Origin of the sequence: Micromonospora olivasterospora (assembly GCF_007830265.1) — a bacterium.
GTDB classification, from domain to species: domain Bacteria; phylum Actinomycetota; class Actinomycetes; order Mycobacteriales; family Micromonosporaceae; genus Micromonospora; species Micromonospora olivasterospora.
In genome coordinates this window covers 5,099,196-5,116,524 of the sequence record NZ_VLKE01000001.1, presented here as the reverse complement: position 1 = coordinate 5,116,524, position 17,329 = coordinate 5,099,196, and the positions used below count along the sequence as shown (strand labels likewise).

12 protein-coding genes and 2 pseudogenes are annotated in these 17,329 nt (G+C 70.9%); 6 read left to right on the top strand and 8 right to left on the bottom strand.

Going from position 1 to position 17,329, the window contains the following annotated elements:
• Positions 1–21 precede the first annotated feature (21 nt).
• A pseudogene (locus tag JD77_RS35605) lies at positions 22–254 on the top strand (DUF397 domain-containing protein).
• Here JD77_RS35605 and JD77_RS33995 read toward each other — a convergent pair.
• The 3 genes from JD77_RS33995 to JD77_RS23530 all read right to left on the bottom strand — a co-directional run bounded on the left by JD77_RS33995 (position 176) and on the right by JD77_RS23530 (position 8,604).
• The gene (locus JD77_RS33995; RefSeq protein WP_246141336.1) at positions 176–559 is read right to left on the bottom strand and encodes a transposase; all 384 of its coding nucleotides are present in this window, start codon (positions 557–559) and stop codon (positions 176–178) included. The pseudogene JD77_RS35605 and the gene JD77_RS33995 overlap by 79 nt on opposite strands.
• On the bottom strand, positions 447–986 hold the full coding sequence (locus JD77_RS23535) for a transposase family protein (protein WP_211372641.1): 540 nt from the start codon (positions 984–986) through the stop codon (positions 447–449). The genes JD77_RS33995 and JD77_RS23535 overlap by 113 nt, the downstream gene beginning before the upstream one ends.
• A 121-nt stretch (positions 987–1,107) precedes the next feature.
• Positions 1,108–8,604, bottom strand: coding sequence for a helix-turn-helix domain-containing protein (locus tag JD77_RS23530; protein WP_145776212.1), 7,497 nt, complete (start codon positions 8,602–8,604; stop codon positions 1,108–1,110).
• A gap of 257 nt (positions 8,605–8,861) precedes the next feature.
• On the opposite strand from JD77_RS23530, the gene JD77_RS23525 reads away from it, so the two are divergent.
• The 3 genes from JD77_RS23525 to JD77_RS23515 all read left to right on the top strand — a co-directional run bounded on the left by JD77_RS23525 (position 8,862) and on the right by JD77_RS23515 (position 10,639).
• Positions 8,862–9,380, top strand: coding sequence for a transposase family protein (locus tag JD77_RS23525; RefSeq protein ID WP_145776211.1), 519 nt, complete (start codon positions 8,862–8,864; stop codon positions 9,378–9,380).
• Positions 9,381–9,679: 299 nt separating this feature from the next.
• On the top strand, positions 9,680–10,015 hold the full coding sequence (locus JD77_RS23520) for a hypothetical protein (RefSeq protein ID WP_145776210.1): 336 nt from the start codon (positions 9,680–9,682) through the stop codon (positions 10,013–10,015).
• 27 nt (positions 10,016–10,042) lie between these two features.
• On the top strand, positions 10,043–10,639 hold the full coding sequence (locus tag JD77_RS23515; protein WP_342799661.1) for a M6 family metallopeptidase: 597 nt from the start codon (positions 10,043–10,045) through the stop codon (positions 10,637–10,639).
• A gap of 74 nt (positions 10,640–10,713) precedes the next feature.
• Here JD77_RS23515 and JD77_RS23510 read toward each other — a convergent pair whose 3' ends face one another.
• Both JD77_RS23510 and JD77_RS23505 read right to left on the bottom strand, forming a co-directional pair.
• Positions 10,714–13,758, bottom strand: a complete 3,045-nt coding sequence (locus tag JD77_RS23510) for an Ig-like domain-containing protein (protein ID WP_246140868.1) — start codon at positions 13,756–13,758, stop codon at positions 10,714–10,716.
• 518 nt (positions 13,759–14,276) lie between these two features.
• Positions 14,277–14,522, bottom strand: a pseudogene (locus JD77_RS23505) (nucleotidyltransferase domain-containing protein); the annotation flags it as partial.
• A 444-nt stretch (positions 14,523–14,966) separates the two neighbouring features.
• Between JD77_RS23505 and JD77_RS23500 the strand changes: the two are divergent.
• Both JD77_RS23500 and JD77_RS23495 read left to right on the top strand, forming a co-directional pair.
• Complete coding sequence (locus JD77_RS23500; protein WP_145776208.1) at positions 14,967–15,377, top strand: hypothetical protein; 411 nt, start codon at positions 14,967–14,969, stop codon at positions 15,375–15,377.
• 30 nt (positions 15,378–15,407) lie between these two features.
• The gene (locus tag JD77_RS23495; protein WP_145776207.1) at positions 15,408–15,812 is read left to right on the top strand and encodes a hypothetical protein; all 405 of its coding nucleotides are present in this window, start codon (positions 15,408–15,410) and stop codon (positions 15,810–15,812) included.
• 94 nt (positions 15,813–15,906) lie between these two features.
• Here JD77_RS23495 and JD77_RS32955 read toward each other — a convergent pair whose 3' ends face one another.
• The 3 genes from JD77_RS32955 to JD77_RS32950 all read right to left on the bottom strand — a co-directional run bounded on the left by JD77_RS32955 (position 15,907) and on the right by JD77_RS32950 (position 17,291).
• Positions 15,907–16,053: a hypothetical protein gene (locus JD77_RS32955; RefSeq protein WP_211372640.1), complete on the bottom strand. Its 147-nt coding sequence runs from the start codon at positions 16,051–16,053 to the stop codon at positions 15,907–15,909.
• A gap of 547 nt (positions 16,054–16,600) precedes the next feature.
• Complete coding sequence (locus JD77_RS23485; RefSeq protein ID WP_145776206.1) at positions 16,601–16,978, bottom strand: nuclear transport factor 2 family protein; 378 nt, start codon at positions 16,976–16,978, stop codon at positions 16,601–16,603.
• Positions 16,959–17,291, bottom strand: a complete 333-nt coding sequence (locus JD77_RS32950) for a hypothetical protein (protein WP_211372639.1) — start codon at positions 17,289–17,291, stop codon at positions 16,959–16,961. The genes JD77_RS23485 and JD77_RS32950 overlap by 20 nt, the downstream gene beginning before the upstream one ends.
• Between the last annotated feature and the right edge of the window lie 38 nt (positions 17,292–17,329).

Sequence of the window (17,329 nt, the reverse complement as noted above, 5' to 3'; positions counted from 1 at the left end):
TGACGGGAGGATGGCACGGTCATAGACCTGAGTGACGCGCAGTGGCGCAAGAGCACAAAAGGCGGCAACAACGGGGTGACTGCGTCGAGGTGGCCGACAACCTGCCCGGCGTCGTCCTCGTCCGCGACTCCAAAAATCGGGCTCTCCTGCTAGTTCTGTGGGTGGCGGTGGTTGATCATCGGCCGGGTAGGGGTGGGCATAGGCCGCCTCGGGTGAGGTCGGCGATGGCGATGAGCGCGTCGGGGCTGTGGTAGCCGTAGGCGCGTCGGGTCAGGACGCGCAGGTGGGTGTTGGTCGCCTCGACCCGCGCGTTGGACAGTCCGCTGTCGAGGGTGTTGTGTAGCTCGGGTAGGTGGCGGCGGATCTTCTTCGCGACCTTCGCCATTGCGGGGATCTTCGACCGGGCGGCCCATCGCAACCAGGCGGCCAGTAGCAGCTTGCCGTCCTCACCCTTGATCTTGATAAGTTCGCGGAACTGTTCCTTGAGCAGATACGCCCTGTACAGGGGCCGGTTGGTGGCCTGGATCGAGGCGAGGGTCGCCTTCTGCGTGTCGGACAGCCGACCCGGGTTCTTGCGCAGCGCCCACCGCGCGCCTTTGCAACTCGACGCCCTGCGCGGCGGCGTAGGCGAACACGTCGGCCAGGGTGCGCAGCCGTACGCCGGGCATGCCGGGCACCGCGAACCCACGAGCGGCCGGCAGTGGACGGATCTCGTCCACCGCTCGGGTGATGGTGGCGCGGTCGACGTTGTAGAACAGGGCCAGGGCGGCGTGCGGGAGTTGGAAGCGCAGCACGACCAGGGTGGCGATGACCCGGTCGGTGAAGGTCAGGTCGTGGTCGGGGCCGGCGCCGGCAGCGCGGATGCGGTCACGACCACGGCGTTCGCGCAGCCTTGACTCCTGCTGCGTGGTCCATGGGTCGGCCAACTCGACGATCAGCTTGGCCAGCCGTCGGCGAGGAATCCCCGTGCAGATACGATGAGACAAGGCCGTGCGGGCCCATCCTGACGTCACAATCACGATCGTCCCGCACGGCCCTTTCCGTGATCAAGGCGGGGTCGGTCAGCTATCGCGCACCAAATCGTCAATGATCCCCGGTGCATGAGCGTTAGGAAAACCTCATGTCCGGCCCCTGCCAGGTGGCCCAGGCCCCGGGGTTCCCGCCGTCGCCGGCCTGATCGTCGATGCGCGACTGGCCGGGGTCAATGTCGGGATCGGGCCACCCCGGGTCCGTCCGTCCACCCCGCCTGCCAGGACGACCCGGTGGGGCGTCCGGGGCGTCCAGCGGCCCGGGTAGCCCGGGCAGGCTCGTGCCCGCCAGCGGGGCAGGTGCCAACGTATCCCCGTGGTCCAGCCAGGACAGGTCCTCACTACCCTGCGGGCGGCGGTCCGGTTCGGGGGCAGGGCCCGGCACCAATGCTTGCCCAGGCCGACCCGGATCGGTCACCCTGTACCGCGCCGCCCCGCCACCGTGTGCTTCCTGGACCAGCTGCAGCAGACCACGGTCGCGCAATGCCACGATCCGGTTATGCACCGTCGACGGCGGTATGGATGTCGCCGCGGCGATGGCTGGCTCGCTGGCGGTGATGATCCCGTCGCCGTCCATCCGGTCGATCAGGGCGTCCCACAACTTCGGCAGCTGATCCCGCTGCCGTTTTCTGGTGGCGATGTGGCCGACGTGCTGGTCGAACAGCGTCTGGGCATCATTCCGGTTGCGTACCCACTGGCTGCCCTCGGGAAGGGCCGGCAACGATGCTTGCCGGGGCTCACCCGGATCGCTCACCCCGTACCGCGCCGCCCCGCCACCGTCACCTTCCTGGACCAACTGCAGCAGACCACGGTCGCGCAATGCCCCGATCCGGTCATGCACTGTCGTCCGCGGTATGGATGTCGCCGCGGCGATGGCTGGCTCGCTGGCGGTGATGATCCCGTCGTCGTCCATACGGTCGATCAGGGCGTTCCACAACTTCGGCAGCTGTTCCCGTTGCTGCGTTGTGGTGGCGATGTGGCCGACGTGCTGCTCGAACAGCCTCTCGGCCTCATCCCGGTCGCGCACCCACCGGCTGCCCGCAGTGAGGTCCTCACTACCCTGCGGGCGGCGGTCCGGTTCGGGGGCAGGGCTCGGCACCGATGCTTGCCCAGGCTGACCCGGATCGCTCACCCTGTACCGCGCCGCCCCGCCACCGTATGCTTCCTGGACCAGTTGCAGCAGACCATAGTCGCGCAATGCCACGATCCGGTTATGCACCGTCGACGCCGGTATGGATGTCGCCGCGGCGATGGCTGGCTCGCTGGCGGTGATGATCCCGTCGCCGTCCATCCGGTCGATCAGGGCGTTCCACAACTTCGGCAGCTGATCCACCCGCTGCCGTGTTGTGGTGGCGATGTGGTCGGCGTGCTGGTCGAACAGCCTCTCGGCCTCATCCCGGTCGCGTACCCACTGGCTGCCCTCGGGAGGGGCCGGCAACGATGCTTGCCGGGGCTGACCCGGATCGCTCACCCTGTACCGCGCCGCCCCGCCACCGTATGCTTCCTGGACCAGCTGCAGCAGACCACGGTCGCGCAATGCCACGATCCGTTTATGCACCGTCCGCTGCGGTATGACTGTCGCCTTGGCGAGGGCTGGCTCGCTGGCGGTGATGATCCCGTCGCCGTCCATCCGGTCGATCAGGGCGTCCCACAACTTCGGCAGCTGTTCCCGCTGCTGCGTTGTGGTGGCGATGTCGGCGTGCTGGTCGAACAGCGCCCGGGCATCATCCGGGGTGCGCACCCACTGGCTGTCCGCGGTGGGTTGGGGTTGGGGTTGGTCGGGGTGCAGTGGGGCGGTGGTGGGTGGCTCGTCGGCCGGGTGATGGGGGGTGTCGCCGGCGTGGAGAGTGCCGGCGTCGGTGCGGGTCACCGCTGGGGATGGTTGCCAGTCCATGTCCGGCCCCTGCAAGGTGGCCCAGTCGCTGGGGTTCCCGCTGCCCTCGCCGGCCTGATCGTCGATGCGCGGCTGGCCGGCATCGGTGGACATCCCAGCACCGTGGGCGGTCACATCAATGCCGAGATCCGGCCACCCCGGTTCCGTCCACCCCGCCTGCCAGGACGACGCGGTGGGGGCGTCCGGGTCGCCCAGCAGCCCGGGCAGCCCGGGCAGCCCCGTGCCCGCCAGCGGGGCAGGTACCAGCCCGGACATCGGCGACTGAGGTGCCGGATCCTGTACGCCCGGTCCGGGCGGGATCGACTGAGGCCCTGGGGACTGGCTGGGCTGGTCGCCGCTGGGCGGCGACCACGATGTCGGGTCGGTCGGGGCCTGCGGCCAGGTCGGATCCATCGGTTGCGGCCCGGGGCCGGGTTCCGTGTCCATGGCCGTGGGCGGGCCGACCCACGCCGGATGGAGCGGATCAAACGGATCGAGGGCTGGGTCCCCCTGCCAGGTGGCCCAGTCGCCGAGGTTCCCGCTGCCGTCGCCGGCCTGATCGCGCGACTGGCCGGGATCGGTGGACATCCCAGCACCGTGGGCGGTCACATCAATGCCGAGATCCGGCCACCCCGGTTCCGTCCGCCCCGCCTGCCAGGACGACGCGGTGGGGGCGTCCGGGTCGCCCAGCAGCCCGGGCAGGCTCGTGCCCGCCAGCGGGGCAGGTACCAGCCCGGACATCGGCGACGTATCCCCGTGGTCCAGCCAGGACAGGTCCTCACTACCCTGCGGGCGGCGGTCCGGTTCGGGGGCAGGGCCCGGCACCGATGCTTGCCCAGGCCGACCCGGATCGCTCACCCTGTACCGCGCCGCCCCGCCACCGTGTGCTTCCTGGACCAGCTGCAGCAGACCACGGTCGTGCAATGCCCCGATCCGGTTATGCACCGTCTGCCGCGGTGTGGATGTCTCCGCGGCGAGGGCTCGCTCGGTGGCGGTGATGATCCCGTCGCCGTCCATGCGGTCGATCAGGACGTTCCACAACTTCAGCAGCTGATCCACCCGCTGCCGTGTTGTGGTGGCGATGTGGTCGGCGTGCTGGTCGAACAGCCTCCGGGCCCCGTCCGGGTCGCGCACCCACTGGCTGCCCTCGGGAGGGGCCGGCAACGATGCTTGCCGGGGCTGACCCGGATCGCTCACCCTGTACCGCGCCGCCCCGTGACCGCGACTTTCCTGGACCAGCTGCAGCAGACCACGGTCGCGCAATGCCACGATCCGGCGATGCACCGTCGGCTGCAGTGTGGATGTCTCCGCGGCGAGGGCTGGCTCGCTGGCGGTGATGATCCCGTTGTCGTCCATCCGGTCGATCAGGGCGTTCCACAACTTCAGCAGCTGATCCACCCGCTGCTGCGTTGTGGTGGCGATGTGGTCGGCGTGCTGGTCGAACAGCCTCTCGGCCTCATCCCGGTTGCGCACCCACTGGCTGCCCGCGGGAAGGGCCGGCAACGGTGCTTGCCGGGGCCGTGGCCGGGGCGCTCCCGCCGGCCGAGGCGGCTGACCCGGATCGCTCACCCTGTACCGCGCCGCCACACCACGGCGTGCTTCGTGGACCAGCTGCAGCAGACCACTGTCGCGTAATACCCCGATCCGGTAATGCACCGTCTGCCGCGGTGTGGATGTCGCTGCGGCGAGGGCTGACTCGGTGACGGTGATGATCCCGTCGGCGCCCATATGGTTGATCAGGGCGTTCCACAGCTTCGGCAGCTGTTCCTGCTGCTGTGTTGTGGTGGCGATGTGGTCGGCGTGCTGGTTGAACAGCGTCTGGGCATCATCCTGGTTGCGCACCCACTGGCTGCCCGCAGTGGGTTGGGGTTGGTCGGGGTGCAGCGAGGCGGGGGTGGTGGGTGGCTCGTCGGCCGGGTGATGGGGGGTGTCGCCGGCGTGGACAGTGCCGGCGTCGGTGCGGGTCACCGCCGGGGAGGGCGCGGGGGATGGTTGCCAGTCCATGTCCGGCCCCTGCCAGGTGGCCCAGTCGCCGAGGTTCCCGCTGCCGTCGCCGGCCTGATCGCGCGGCTGGCTGGGGTCGGTGGACATCGCAGCACCGTGGGTGGTCACATCAATGTCGGGATCCGGCCACCCCGGTTCCGTCCACCCCGCCGTCCAGGCCGACGCGGCCGGCCCTGCCGTCCAGGCCGACGCGCTGGGGGCGTCCGGGTCGTCCAGCGGCCAGGGCAGCCAGGGCAGCCCCGTGTCCGCCGGCGAGGCAGGTGCCAGCCCGGACATCGGCAGCGCATCCCAGTCGTCCAGCGGCCCGGGCAGCCCCGTGTCCGCCGGCGAGGCAGGTGCCAGCCCGGACATCGGCAGCGTATCCCAGTCGTCCAGCCAGGACAGGTCCTCACCCTGCGGGTGGTCCGGTCCGAGGGCAGGGCCCGGCACCGGCAATTCCGCCTTTGGATCCCGCGACGGGCCCCGCATCCACTGGGCCGCGGACGCCGGGCCAGGAGCAGACGGGTGGCCGTCTTGCGCTGGATCGGGTGACTGCCCGTGGGAGGTGTTGCCGGCCCACCGGTGCCGGCCGCCAGCGGCGGCGAAGTCCTCCTGGTCCGGCCAGCGGACGCCGGGTTCCTGGCCGTTGTCGATGATGTCCGCGGTCCGTACCGCCTCCACGAGATCCGGTCCGAACAACTCCACCGAGGCGTCCGAGAACAACACCGACCGCACCGGCTCGTCCACGTGTGGCCGCAACTCGCCGGGTATCTGGTCCACCTCGTGCGTGGACGACATCAGCCGCCGGGCGCGCAGCCGGGTACGCAGCCATTCACCGAAGGAGGTGGCCTGTCCCGGTGCCTGCCATGCCGCGTCGCACCAGACCAGCATGATGTCGGGTGCGTCGCCGCCGCGCTGCCGCGCCTGCGCGACGGCGTGTCGCCAGGCGGGCGAGGCGGTGAGCATCCGGAGGAACAAGGCCTGGCGCACCGGATCGTCGGCCAGCCGCTCGGCCAGGTTCCGGTGCCCGGCGATGGTGAACCATCCCCGCACCCGCGGCAGCGCCCGCGCCGCCGTGCGGTCCGCCGCCGCCGCGTCCGGATCCGCCGCCGCCGGGTCTGCGAAGTACACCCCGCTGAACGTGTCCGCCATGACGATGTCCCTGGACACCTCGAACAGTCGGGGCAGGACCCCGTCCGGCGACGCCGTCTGGATACCGAGGTCCGCGGCGAGGCGGCGCAGCTGAGCGTCGCTGGCACGGCCGTAGCCGCCGCTGGCGAGCTCGTGGATTCGTTGCCCGGCCGACCCGGTAGCCGCGACGGCCGGCTCGCCGAGACCGCCAGAGCCGGCACCGACCGGTTCGTCCAGCACCGACACACCACTGATCGAACCCGAGTCCCCGAAACCGGTCGAATCCGTGTCCCTGGAGCCGAGATCGGGGCCGAACACCCCATCGCTTGCGGCAGACACGTCACTGACCGGGGTCGTGTCGCTGGCGTAGATCGGCGTGGCGTCAACGCGGAAGGCAGCGCCGCCCGGCTCCGTACTGCGGGCGCTGGCCGTGTCCGGAGTGCCCGGCATGCCGGGCGTGCTGCCGTCGGCCTGCGTGAGCACCTGATGGTATCCATCCACCCAGTCCCCTCGGAACAGTTCGGCGAGGGTGTCGTGACCGGCCGGGTCGACACCGTAGCGGTGGGCCAGGGCGGTGAACTGCTTTTCTGCCAGGCTGGCCGCGGCTGCGGTGTGCTGCTCGACAGTCACCGACACTGCCGGCGCGCCGGTACGCCAGCTTACCGGGGCGTCCGCCGGGAACGGGCTGACGTGCGGTGCGGTGATATCGGCAATGGTCGCAGCCGAGAAACGGGCGGGCAGGTCGGTGACCACCTGCCGGACCACGTCCGCCACGGCACTGACCCGCGCGGCGTCGGGACCGGCCACCACAGCGGGCAGCACAGCGGGCAGCACTGCGGGCAGCACTGCGGGCAGCGCGGAGGTGCCGAGGATCGCATCGAGGCTTCGGTCCACCCAGTTCCGCGTTTCCCTCTCGACCACCTCGACCGCGGCGGCGGACGGCACGCCCGCGCCCGACGACGTGCCAGCGCCTGCCGGCGTGCCGGGGCCTGTGGGTAGGCCGGCGGCGAGGTACCGGTCGATGTGGTGTTGAACGGCCAGGTGCGCAATCGCGCGCAGCGCCTGCCGGTCGAACTCCGCCGGCAGCCCGGCGACGATCTGCTGCGCCCGTACCTCGGCCGGGACCTGCCCACCCGGGAACGCCAACGCCTCGGCCATCCGGGCCACCGCCCGCTGCCGAACACCCGTCAAAAATCCCTCGGTCAGCGCGGCAGCGGGCAGACCGACCGCGGACAGGAAACCCGCAACAACCCGATCACCCCGCCGGGCCTCGACCCACCCGGCGAAAACCCCCTCGACCGGCACGGCGAGCGCGGCCATGCTCTCGCCCGCCCGAGCCACCCCGGCCAGCAACCCACCGTAACGATCCACCAGATCCTGCTGGAACCGATACCACCGCTCCACCACCGGCCCACCCGCTGCCACAACCCACGCCGGCACCGGCGCAGCCGGCACCGACAGGCTCGGCACCGACCACGACGGCACCGACCACGACGGCACCGACAGGTCCAGGCGCGGCGCGGGCAGGTGCAGCAGCTTCGGCGCGGGCAGGTTCAACCCCGGCAGCGGCGGCGGCGGGGTGGACGGCGGGGCCTGCCCGCCGGCACCCACAGCCTTCGGATCATCGACCCCAGCCCGGTACCCCGTGAATGTGTCTCCACCAACCGGTGGCGGCGCCACCGGCATGACCGGCTTCCCGTCGGGCGTGAGGTCGATACGAGGCATCTGAACCCGGGGCCCATTCATGGCGCGCCTCACGACGAGCCCGAGGCCGCTCGCGGCCGCCCCGCCCGCCCCCGACAGCGCCCCGGACAGAAGATCGGCACCGAGATTGCCGGTGTCGTAGTACCCATCGACCATCAGGCTGGCACCGATACCGAACAGCCCCTCCGTGCCGGTCTCCAACACCGGCCGCGTCAACAGATCGGTCAACAGCATCCTGGTGCTGTCCGACAGGCCGAGTTTGCCGACCGCGGCGGCGACCGCGCCAGCGGCCTTGCCCAACGCCGGCCCGCCCACCGTGCTCAGCAACGCCACCGCCCCCGCGTACGCCGCCTGCTTACCGACCGCCGACCAGTTCACCCCCGACTGCAAACCATCGGTCATCATCGACACCTGCGCCAACAAGGCAGAACCCGGCATGAACAACATCTGCATCGCCGTGCCACTCGCCGCCGACCGCACCAACGCCGAACGCAGGACCACCTGGATGACCGTCCGCGCCTCCGCCAGGTGCGCCATCGCCCCCACGGGATTCCAGAACCACATCGCGGCGGCGGCGGCGAACTCGGCCTGCATGAAGGAGAACATCGCCACCGTCGTACGCTTGCCGGTCTCCGTCTCCAGGAAGAACTTCTTCTCCGCCTCCACCACGGCGAGCATCAGATCGGCCGTCTCGGCCATCTTCCCCACGAACGGAACGGTCTGCGCCACGAACCGGTCGAAGGCCTCACCCTCCCCCGCCGCCCGGACCGCCCTGACCGTCTGCTCCAGCAACGGACCCAGCACCGTACGCACCCGATACGCCAGCATCTCCAGCGTGCCGATGTCATCCCACAACAACGGCAACCTCGCCCGGGACACCCTCATCCCAGTGAACGCTTCCAAAGCCCGCAACGAACTCTCACTGAGCTCAACAGTCGAAAAAGCGGCGGCAGCCAACAGCGCAACGCTCCTTCCCCGCCCCGGAGCGGACTTCCGCTTTCGGCGTCGGCAAGACAGATCCGGTATTTTGGGCTCTTGTGATGTTCTCGTGGGTGGGTTGACGCCCTGATCGACAGGGCACGCCGTGTCCCGTCCAGGTTTCTGGCTTGTCGAAGGTCAGGAACTGAAGATCAGGAAACGGCGTGCGTTTGACCAGAGTATTGCATCGACAGGCAGGGCTGGAACGGGCCGCCGTCGAGGGTGTGCGCCTCGATGACGACACCGACGGTGAGGTCTTGGTGATCTCTGCCCGGCCGCGCAAGGGCGCGGCGCGTCGCTGCGGGCGCTGCCGGGCTCGCGCGCCGTGGTACGACCGCGGCTGGGGCAGGCGGTGGTGGCGGCACCTGGACTTCGGCACGCTGCGGGTGGTCATCGAGGCCGCCGTGCCTCGGGTCGACTGTGCCGAGCACGGGCCGACGGTGATCGCGGTGCCGTGGGCGCGTCACGGTGCCCGGTTCACCACGGCGTTCGAGGACACCGCGGCGTGGCTGGCCGCGCGCACGTCCGCGTCGGCGGTGACCGGGCTGCTGCGCATCGCCTGGCGCAGCGTGGTCGCTATCGTCGGCCGGGCCGTCGACGCCGCCGCCGGCGCCGATCGACTGGCCGGACTCAAACGGATCGGCATCGACGAGGTTGCCTACGGCAAGGGCCACGCTACCTGACCCTGGTCGTCGATCACCGCTGACCTTCACCCCATCGAGCTGGCAAGGCTTCATAGACCTGGCGAAGGAGATCGAGCCGGCCGGCTGACTCCCGTCCACAATCGACGGGTCCTCGGCGGACGTCGGGGATCTACGGCGTTCCTGGTTGCTGGGGACGCGGGCGCTCCGCCTCGCTGACGCACCGTTCCACGCTCCTGCCGGTCGTCGACATCCTGGCTCACTACCCGCACTGACCGTGTCTCACAGGCACATGATCAGCCTGGGTTGACGTTGACTACCCCAGCGCAGAGGCGGAAGCTATGGTGACCAATCAGACTTTTGCCGCGTTACGGGGGGGGTGCGCTGTGTGGTGGACCGGCGGCGGAATTGTGGCTCTCGTGTTTCCCGCCATCGCAGTCGCCGTGGGCTACCAACTTCTGGGCTATCCCGGGGTGCCGTTTGGTTTCGTCGTGGCAGGCATCGCGACCTGGTATGTCGGACGCCTCATGAACCGGAGTTCCGACGGCCCCGACAAGTATCACAACACGCACACCTTTTTCTCGATCCCGGTGCAGTACTGGTCCTTCCTCTGGCTGTTCTTCGCGCTGGCACAGACCATCAACATGATGCTCGGGACGGCTGGTTGGCAGCAGTAGTGCGCCCGCCGGCTATCGTCCCCGGTGATGGCGGAGTCCGCGTCCACCCCGGCGGGCACCTACACCGTCACCGTCACCGGCACCGGCTCGGTGACCCGCACCGCGACGTACACCCTGACCGTCGGCTCCGGCGGCTCGTGTGGCAGCCCCGGCCAGAAGCTCACCAACCCGGGCTTCGAGTCCGGCGCCACCGGCTGGACGCAGACCTCCGGGGTGATCGGCCAGCACGGCGCCAGCGGCCAGCCGACGCGTAGCGGCACCTGGAACGCCTGGCTGAACGGGTACGGCGTCAGCCACACCGACTACCTGTACCAGAACGTGACGCTGCCCTCCGGGTGCAGCAGCTACACGTTCAGCTTCTGGCTGCACGTCGACAGCGCCGAGTCCACCACGACCACCGCGTACGACACGCTGCGGGTCGAGGTGCTCAACTCGACCGGCTCGACCGTGCTGGGCACCCTGGCCACCTACTCGAACCTGAACAAGGCGACGGGCTACAGCCAGAAGTCGTTCAGCCTGGCCGCGTACGCCGGGCAGACGATCCGGCTGCGCTGGTACGGCGTGGAGGACTCCTCGCTGCAGACCTCGTTCGTCATCGACGACACCGCGCTCAACGTGTCCTGATCCGCGCTGAATGAAGCGGCCCCCGCTCGGTCCGAAGCCATTTCGGACCGGGCGGGGGCCGCCGTACTTTCGGTCTAGCTGACGGTCACGGAAACCGTCGTCGGCGGCTGTTGCAGCTGCCCGTAGTTGTCGACCGCCCGGATCACGACGGTGTAGGCACCCGCCGGGACCACCGGTGACGTGTACGCGAAGTTCGACCCCGGCGAGCCCGGGCTGGTGAGGAAGGTCGGGATCCACGGCACGGTGCCCGAGACGAACGCACCGGAGGCGTTCATCCCCTTACCCGTGCTGTCGATGATCTGGATCTCCACCTTGGCCATCCCGACGTCGTCCACGGCCCGGCCGCTGACCACGATCCTCGACTCGGTGTAGACGTCGCCGTTCTTGGGCACGAGGAGGCTCAGCTCCTGCCGCGGGTCGAGGTCGCCCGGGTACACGAGGTACTTGGCGGTGGCGCCGACGGTCGAGCCGTCCTGCTGGCCGGCCGTGTCGACCGCCCACGCCTCGACGCTGTACTCGCCCTTGGTCGGCAGGTCGATCGAGAGGGTGAACGTGGTGCTCGTCGCGCCGGGCGAGGCGAGCGTCGCGTTCACCGTGGCGAAGTTCGCCGCCATGGTGCCGTTGGGCTGCACGTACCGGCCGGTGTCCAGGTCGCGCAGCGCCACCCTCACGGCCTGCACGCCCTTGTCGTCGGTCGCGGTGCCGGCCAGGTCGAGGTGCAGCTGGTCGATGTTCTGGTCGACGCCGGTGAAGTTCAGCAGGCCGTTCGGGAAGGCGTCGCCGGGCACCTGGGCGGTGACGACGAGCCGACCCATGTTGGCCGTCGACGTGCTCAGGCCCAGGTTGTCGGTGGCCCGTACCGCGAAGTCGTACACACCGGGCGTGAGCGGCACGGTCGTGTAGGACCAGTTGTACGACGGCGCGTTGAGGTTCACCGGCGAGATCCGGTAGAGGGCCGCGACCGCGTCGACGCCCCACGTGCCGTCGGCGGCCAGCGCCTCGCGGGTGCTGTTGTTGCGCAGGTAGACCTCGACCGACTTGAGGGTGCCGTCGTCGCTGGCGGTGCCGGAGAAGGTGAGCGTGCCGCCGGGCGCGACGGTGAGGGTCGCGGGGAGGGCGGGCGGGGTCATCGGCACCGGGGTGCTGATGGCCACCGTGGGCGGGACGCCGGTCGCCGAGACGATCCAGTCCCGGCTGTCGCCGCGCAGGTCGCTCTGACCGGCGTTGTCGATGGCGGTGGCGGTCATCTTCCAGTCGCCCTCGGTGGGCAGGGTCACCTGGTACTGCCAGGTGGTCGACGTCGCGCCGATGACGTCCGGCTCGCCGCGGAACGTGTTGTAGACCGGGGCGACCGTCCCGTCGTCCTGCAGGTACTGGTTGTCGGACCGGCGGAACGAGTACGTCATCGCGGTGACGCCCTTGTCGTCGCTGGCGGTGCCGGTGGCGACGAAGCTCAGGGCGGCGACCAGGCCCGTGCCCGGCGAGGTGATCTTCGTGGCCGGCGGCAGGTCGTCGAAGCTGAAGGTCTCGATCTTCTTGATGGCCTTCGTGGTGTCGTCGACGCCGTCCCGGCCGAAGGTCTTGGCCTGGAGCTGGTACTCGCCGACGGGCAACGACAGGGTGAGCGACCAGGAGGTCGAGGTCGCGTTCACGGTGTCGACCGTGACGTTGATGCTCTTGGCGGAGCCCCACGTCACGAGGTCGTCCTGCAGCCACTTCCGGGAGTTGCGGTCCTGGATCTCGATGCCGACCTTCTTGACGCCGGCCGGGGAGGTCGCCTGGCCCTCGATCGTGAACGGCGCGTTGGCCTGCTTGACCGTCCCCTCGATGGGCGTGACGATCGCCGTGTCGACCGGCGAGGGCGTCGCCGGGGCGAGCCCGAAGAACCCGACCCGGCCGACCGACAGGCCGCCCTTGGTGTTGCCGTCGCCGCCGACGAGGAGGCCCCGCGGGGTGGCCAGCATGGCCTTGTCCCCCTCGTACGAGCTGGAGCCCGGGTTCCACTCCAGCGCCGTGCCCGTCGCCGGGTCGAGCGCGCCGATGTGGTCACGGCGGACCACCTGGTCGCCGAGGCCGTAGCCGCTCAGCCCCTGGCCCGTGCCGTACCCGACGTTGTCGAGCCCCGGCCACGGGACGTTGGAGGTCGGCGACTCCTGCCAGCTGAAGTGGCCGCCGACGTACACCGCGGCCTCCGTGATGGCGACGGAGTAGACGCTGTCGAAGTGGCGCGACACCCAGATCGGCTCGACGTGGTCGCCGCCGGCCACCGGGAAGGCCATCGCCGTGTCGTTGATCGGCGGACGGTCGCCGCCCGAGCCGCTGGTGACGACGAAGTACGAGTCGTCCGGGGCGATGTCACCGGCAAAGACCCGCTGGATCCCGCCGACGAAGGAGAGGTTGTCCTCCCACAGGCGCGTGCGCCACGGCAGGAGGGCCTTCGTGGCGGTGTCGACGAGACCGACGCCGTACCGGTCCTGGCCGGCGATCTGCCGACCGGTGTGGACGACCAGCAGCTTGCTGCCGTCGTGGGTCAGCTTGAGCTGCTGCACGGTGAGCATGCCGCCGACGCCGATGCCGCCGGACAGGGGCAGGTTGAATCCGCTGTCCACCGCGCCCGTGGTCGGGTTGAGCGCGGCCAGGGCGGGGCGGTTCACGCCGTTGATCTTCGTGAACTGGCCGCCCACGTACACCGCGGTGTTGCTCACGGCCAGCGCGGTCCCGCGGCCGTTGCCCTGGGCGGTGAACGCCGCGCTCGGCGCGCCGGTGACCGGGTCGAGCCGGGCGACCTTGCGCTTCGTGAGACCGCCGACGGTGTTGAACGAGCCCGCGACGTACAGGGCCGAGCCGTCCGGCGAGGCCTCGACGGCCTCGACGGAGCCGTCGAACGTCGGCCGGAAGCTCGTGTCGATCCTGCCGGTGTCGATGTTGTACGAGGCCAGTGACGGCTGCGCGAGCGGCGTCTCGCCGACGTTGGCGATCGACGTGAAGGAGCCAGCGACGAAGACCCGGCTGCCGATCACCTCGATGTCCGTGATCTCACCGTCGGTGATCCTCGGTACGTCGTTGCGCGGCGTGCTGGAAACCAGCCCGCTGTGCCCCGGGACGGCCTGGGCCGCCACGACGAGGCGCGCGGTAGTGCTGGCGGACGTGCCCGCCACCGTGGCTGCGGCCGCCGGTTGGCCTGTCAACATGACAGCCGCGGCAACCAGACCCGCGGCGGCGCGGCTCCGATAACGCATCTAGTCAACCCCCTGTAAAACGCCCGCATCGCGTGCCGGGTCGACCCCGGCAACGTCACCCGCCGGCGTGCCGGAGGTCACCGTAGGGAACCGCCTCTCTCTGTGGATAGTCCAGTGCCAGAAACCGACTGAACGACACGGAATCCGGTCCCCCCGGTGGGCCGCGTCACCTTGGCATCCAACCCCGTCCCGCCGATCGGATCGAGGCAAGATCATCCATCGGGTCGCCGGCCGGGGCGGGAAGGGGCCGAAGGGCGGCCGCTGCCCCGCCTTTCGGCCCCGGTCGCGACAGGCTCAGCAGCTGACCGCGTTCTGGGAGTACGCGACGAGCGCGCCCAAGCTCGCCCGGGCGCGGCAGTAGCCGCGCTCCGCCCGGGGAAAGCCCGCGCGGACCGGCGTCACCAGCGTGCGTCTCCCGGTGTCCCGCGTCCCGCGGGTGCCTCGTTCACCGTGCGGCACGCCGCGGACAGCGCGGCCAGCACACCTGCCGGGTCGTGCACGACGCGGTGCCCGTCACTGACGACCCGGCGGGTGCCCGGGTCGACCGGGTCGATGTCCGCCCAGCTCACCGGCACGACACCCAGCTCGACCTCGAATCCGGAGGGGCGACGCACCCGGATCTCCCGGAGCGGCCCCCACCGCGCACCGAACGCGCTTCCTGTGATCGTTCCTCCGTCACCATGCGCCCAAGCCTGTCACGAACCCCCGGGCCGGGCAGTCACCCGCGTGCGGGATTGCCGCCGACGAAACCGGTCACGGCCGGGGGACGCCGTTCTGTCGCGAACGCGACAAGCAAACCGACCGCGCGCCGGGCGCGCCCGCCCTTCGGCCGGCCGAAACCCCTTTGACATGGGTATATGTTTGAACCAGCGGGCCGGCCCCCGCAGGCCTGCCGAGCGGCGTCCCTGCCGCCGCCGCGACGGTCGGCGGTCGCGACAGGGCCGTCGCCGGTCGACGCCCGCACCGCATGGCGACAGAGGGGAGAGCGCCATGGGGAGCACCAGGGAGGGGAGCCGTGGCCGCGGGCGAACGGCCCCCGCCGCCGGCCCGGCGCACTGCCTCCCACCGATCCGGCCCGCGCCACGACCATGATCACCGAACAGGCGCCCGGCTCTCCGCAGTGGGCGCAGATCCTGATCTCCGCGCTCGGCCTGCTCGGCGGCGCCGGGGGGTTGAGCGTGCTCGCCACCGTTCTCGTGCAACGGCGCAAGCTCCGGACGGACGCCGCCGGCGCGCTGACCGAGGTGGCGCTGACGCTGGTGCAGCCGCTGCGCTCCCGGGTGTCCGAACTGGAGGCCGAGGCCCTGGAGGTCAGGGAGCGAATGGCCGCGTCCCAACGCGAGATCCAGCAGCTACGCGCCACGGTCTGGGAACTGACGCGAACGCTGGAACGGTGGCGCGGCGTCATCCTGGCGCCACACGCGACGGTGCACCGGATCCGGCTGGCGGTCGCCGAGGAGGACGAGCGCGCGCCCACCCACCACCCCGACTCCCCGTAGACCCCGACATCCCCGCACTGGGAGGCAGCCATGAAGCCGTTCGCCACGAGGTACGGCAAGGCCATCGCGTCGGCCGTGTTCTTCGTCCTCACCGTCCTGTACGCCAAGCTCTCCGGCGACAACCACCTCGACCCCGAGGAGTGGGTGGCCGTCGCGATCGCCGCGGTCAGCGCCGTCGGCGTGTACCTGGTGCCGCTCGCCCCGGAGTATCCGTGGGCCAAGTCGGCCGTGGCCGCGCTGCTGGCCGCGCTCCAGGTCCTCGCCACGGTGATCCTCGGCGGGCTCGACACCAACGAGTGGATCCTGATCGTGCTGGCGGTCCTGCAGGGACTCGGCGTGGCCGCCGCGCCGGCGGTGTCGGACAACGGCGTCGCCGGCGATGCCCTGGTCGGGACATGGCGGCTGCCCCGGCCGCCGAGCCCCGGACCGTCCTGATCGGGGCAGCCCGCCGGCCCGCCGGACCGGCTGGCGCGGGTGCGGCCCGCGCCGGCCGGTCGACGGTCGGGCCGGAAGCCGGCCCGCACGGTTGTCAGCACCAGCCGTTGATCGGGCCCGAGGCGCCGGTCCACGTGTAGGCGTCGGTGACCCAGGTGCCGTCGGTCAGCCGGTTCCACAGCGAGGTGGTGCCCCACCGGCCGGTGTGCGTGGTGCCGTTGGCCGAGCAGGCGACCGTCACGGTGGCGCCGTCGGCGACCGAGCCGGCGACCGCGTAGCCCGTGCCCGGGGCCGGTGCGCCGGTTGACCGAACCGCCGCCGTTGGAGTCGATGACGGCCTGGTTCAGCCCGACCGCCCCGTGGTTGTACAGCGCCCCGCCGACGTTGACCTGCGTGGAGCCGTGCAGCGCGTACCCCTGGTAGGTGCCGCCGCCCGGCATGATGACCCACTTGCCGAGGTTGTGGCCGTGCATCGCCACGTACGCGTTGTTCTGCCGCAGCGCGAAGTGCACCGCGGCGGCGATCGCGGGAACGGCCAGGACGAACGCCGCGGCCAGCGCCACCGCACCGGCCCGTCCCCGGGCATGAGTCTTGGACACAGCCACCTGCGAAACACAGACGCATATCTTGCAGTCCAGGTGACGGAGCAGAGTATCCGTGATATCGACCCTCGTCCATAAACTGCCGGGCGGGCTGAACGCGGGCTCCGATGCCGGACCACGACGGCCCGCCCGGCATCCTCGCACCCTCGGGCGCCCGCGGCGTGCGCTCGCGCCGCACCCGGCGGATCAGGCCACGCTGATCTGCGCCGCGAGTACGCGCCAGCCGCGCTCGTCGTCGTGGATCCACGTCCGCGTGTACCGCAGCCTCGCCCCGAACGGCGAGCCGCCGAACCGTCCCTCCACCCGGCCGAGGAAGAACGTCACGCCGGTCGTCCCCTCGACGATCAGCTCCAGGTCCTCCTCGACGAGGCTGTCGATGATCGAACTCCCGGTGCGGTAGGCGGTCAGGTCGTCCTGCTTGCCGAACCTCGCGCCGTCGGGACCGATCGCGATGAGGTGGTCGTCGAGCAGCCGGTCCAGCGCGGCCACGTCCCCGGCCCGTTGCGCCGCCTGCAGCCGACGTTCCATGAGGAGAAGTTCGGCCTCACGTTCGCTGTCGGGCATCCCATCCTCCAGATCCCGCGTCGACGGGCCAGTCTGTCGCGTCGCCGGCCCCGATGCTGTCACATCGCGCCCGTTCACCCGACGAGCCCCCGCCGAGGCGGCCGGCGGCCCGCCCGGCACTGCCCGGGCGGGCCGCCGGCCGCGGCCGGTGGTTGCCGTGCAGCAGGCGGCGCAGCGCCTCGGCCGGGGTGACCGCGGGCGGCTCGGCCCCGGCGGCGACGGCCGGGCGGGCGGCGACGCCCGCGCCGAGAGCGACGACGGCGGCGCCACCGGTCGCCAGCAGCGACCGGCGCGAAAGATGGGGACGATTCACGATGATCTCCTGAGGGGCCTTGATTCGGCTCCTTCTTA

Coding starts and splice junctions, on each gene's coding strand:
- JD77_RS23495 (WP_145776207.1), top strand. CDS start 15,408: ATGAAGCCGTTCGCCACGAGGTACGGCAAGGCCATCGCGTCGGCCGTG.
- JD77_RS23515 (WP_342799661.1), top strand. CDS start 10,043: ATGGCGGAGTCCGCGTCCACCCCGGCGGGCACCTACACCGTCACCGTC.
- JD77_RS23500 (WP_145776208.1), top strand. CDS start 14,967: ATGATCACCGAACAGGCGCCCGGCTCTCCGCAGTGGGCGCAGATCCTG.
- JD77_RS23485 (WP_145776206.1), bottom strand. CDS start 16,978: ATGCCCGACAGCGAACGTGAGGCCGAACTTCTCCTCATGGAACGTCGG.
- JD77_RS23520 (WP_145776210.1), top strand. CDS start 9,680: ATGGTGACCAATCAGACTTTTGCCGCGTTACGGGGGGGGTGCGCTGTG.
- JD77_RS23530 (WP_145776212.1), bottom strand. CDS start 8,604: ATGAGGGTGTCCCGGGCGAGGTTGCCGTTGTTGTGGGATGACATCGGC.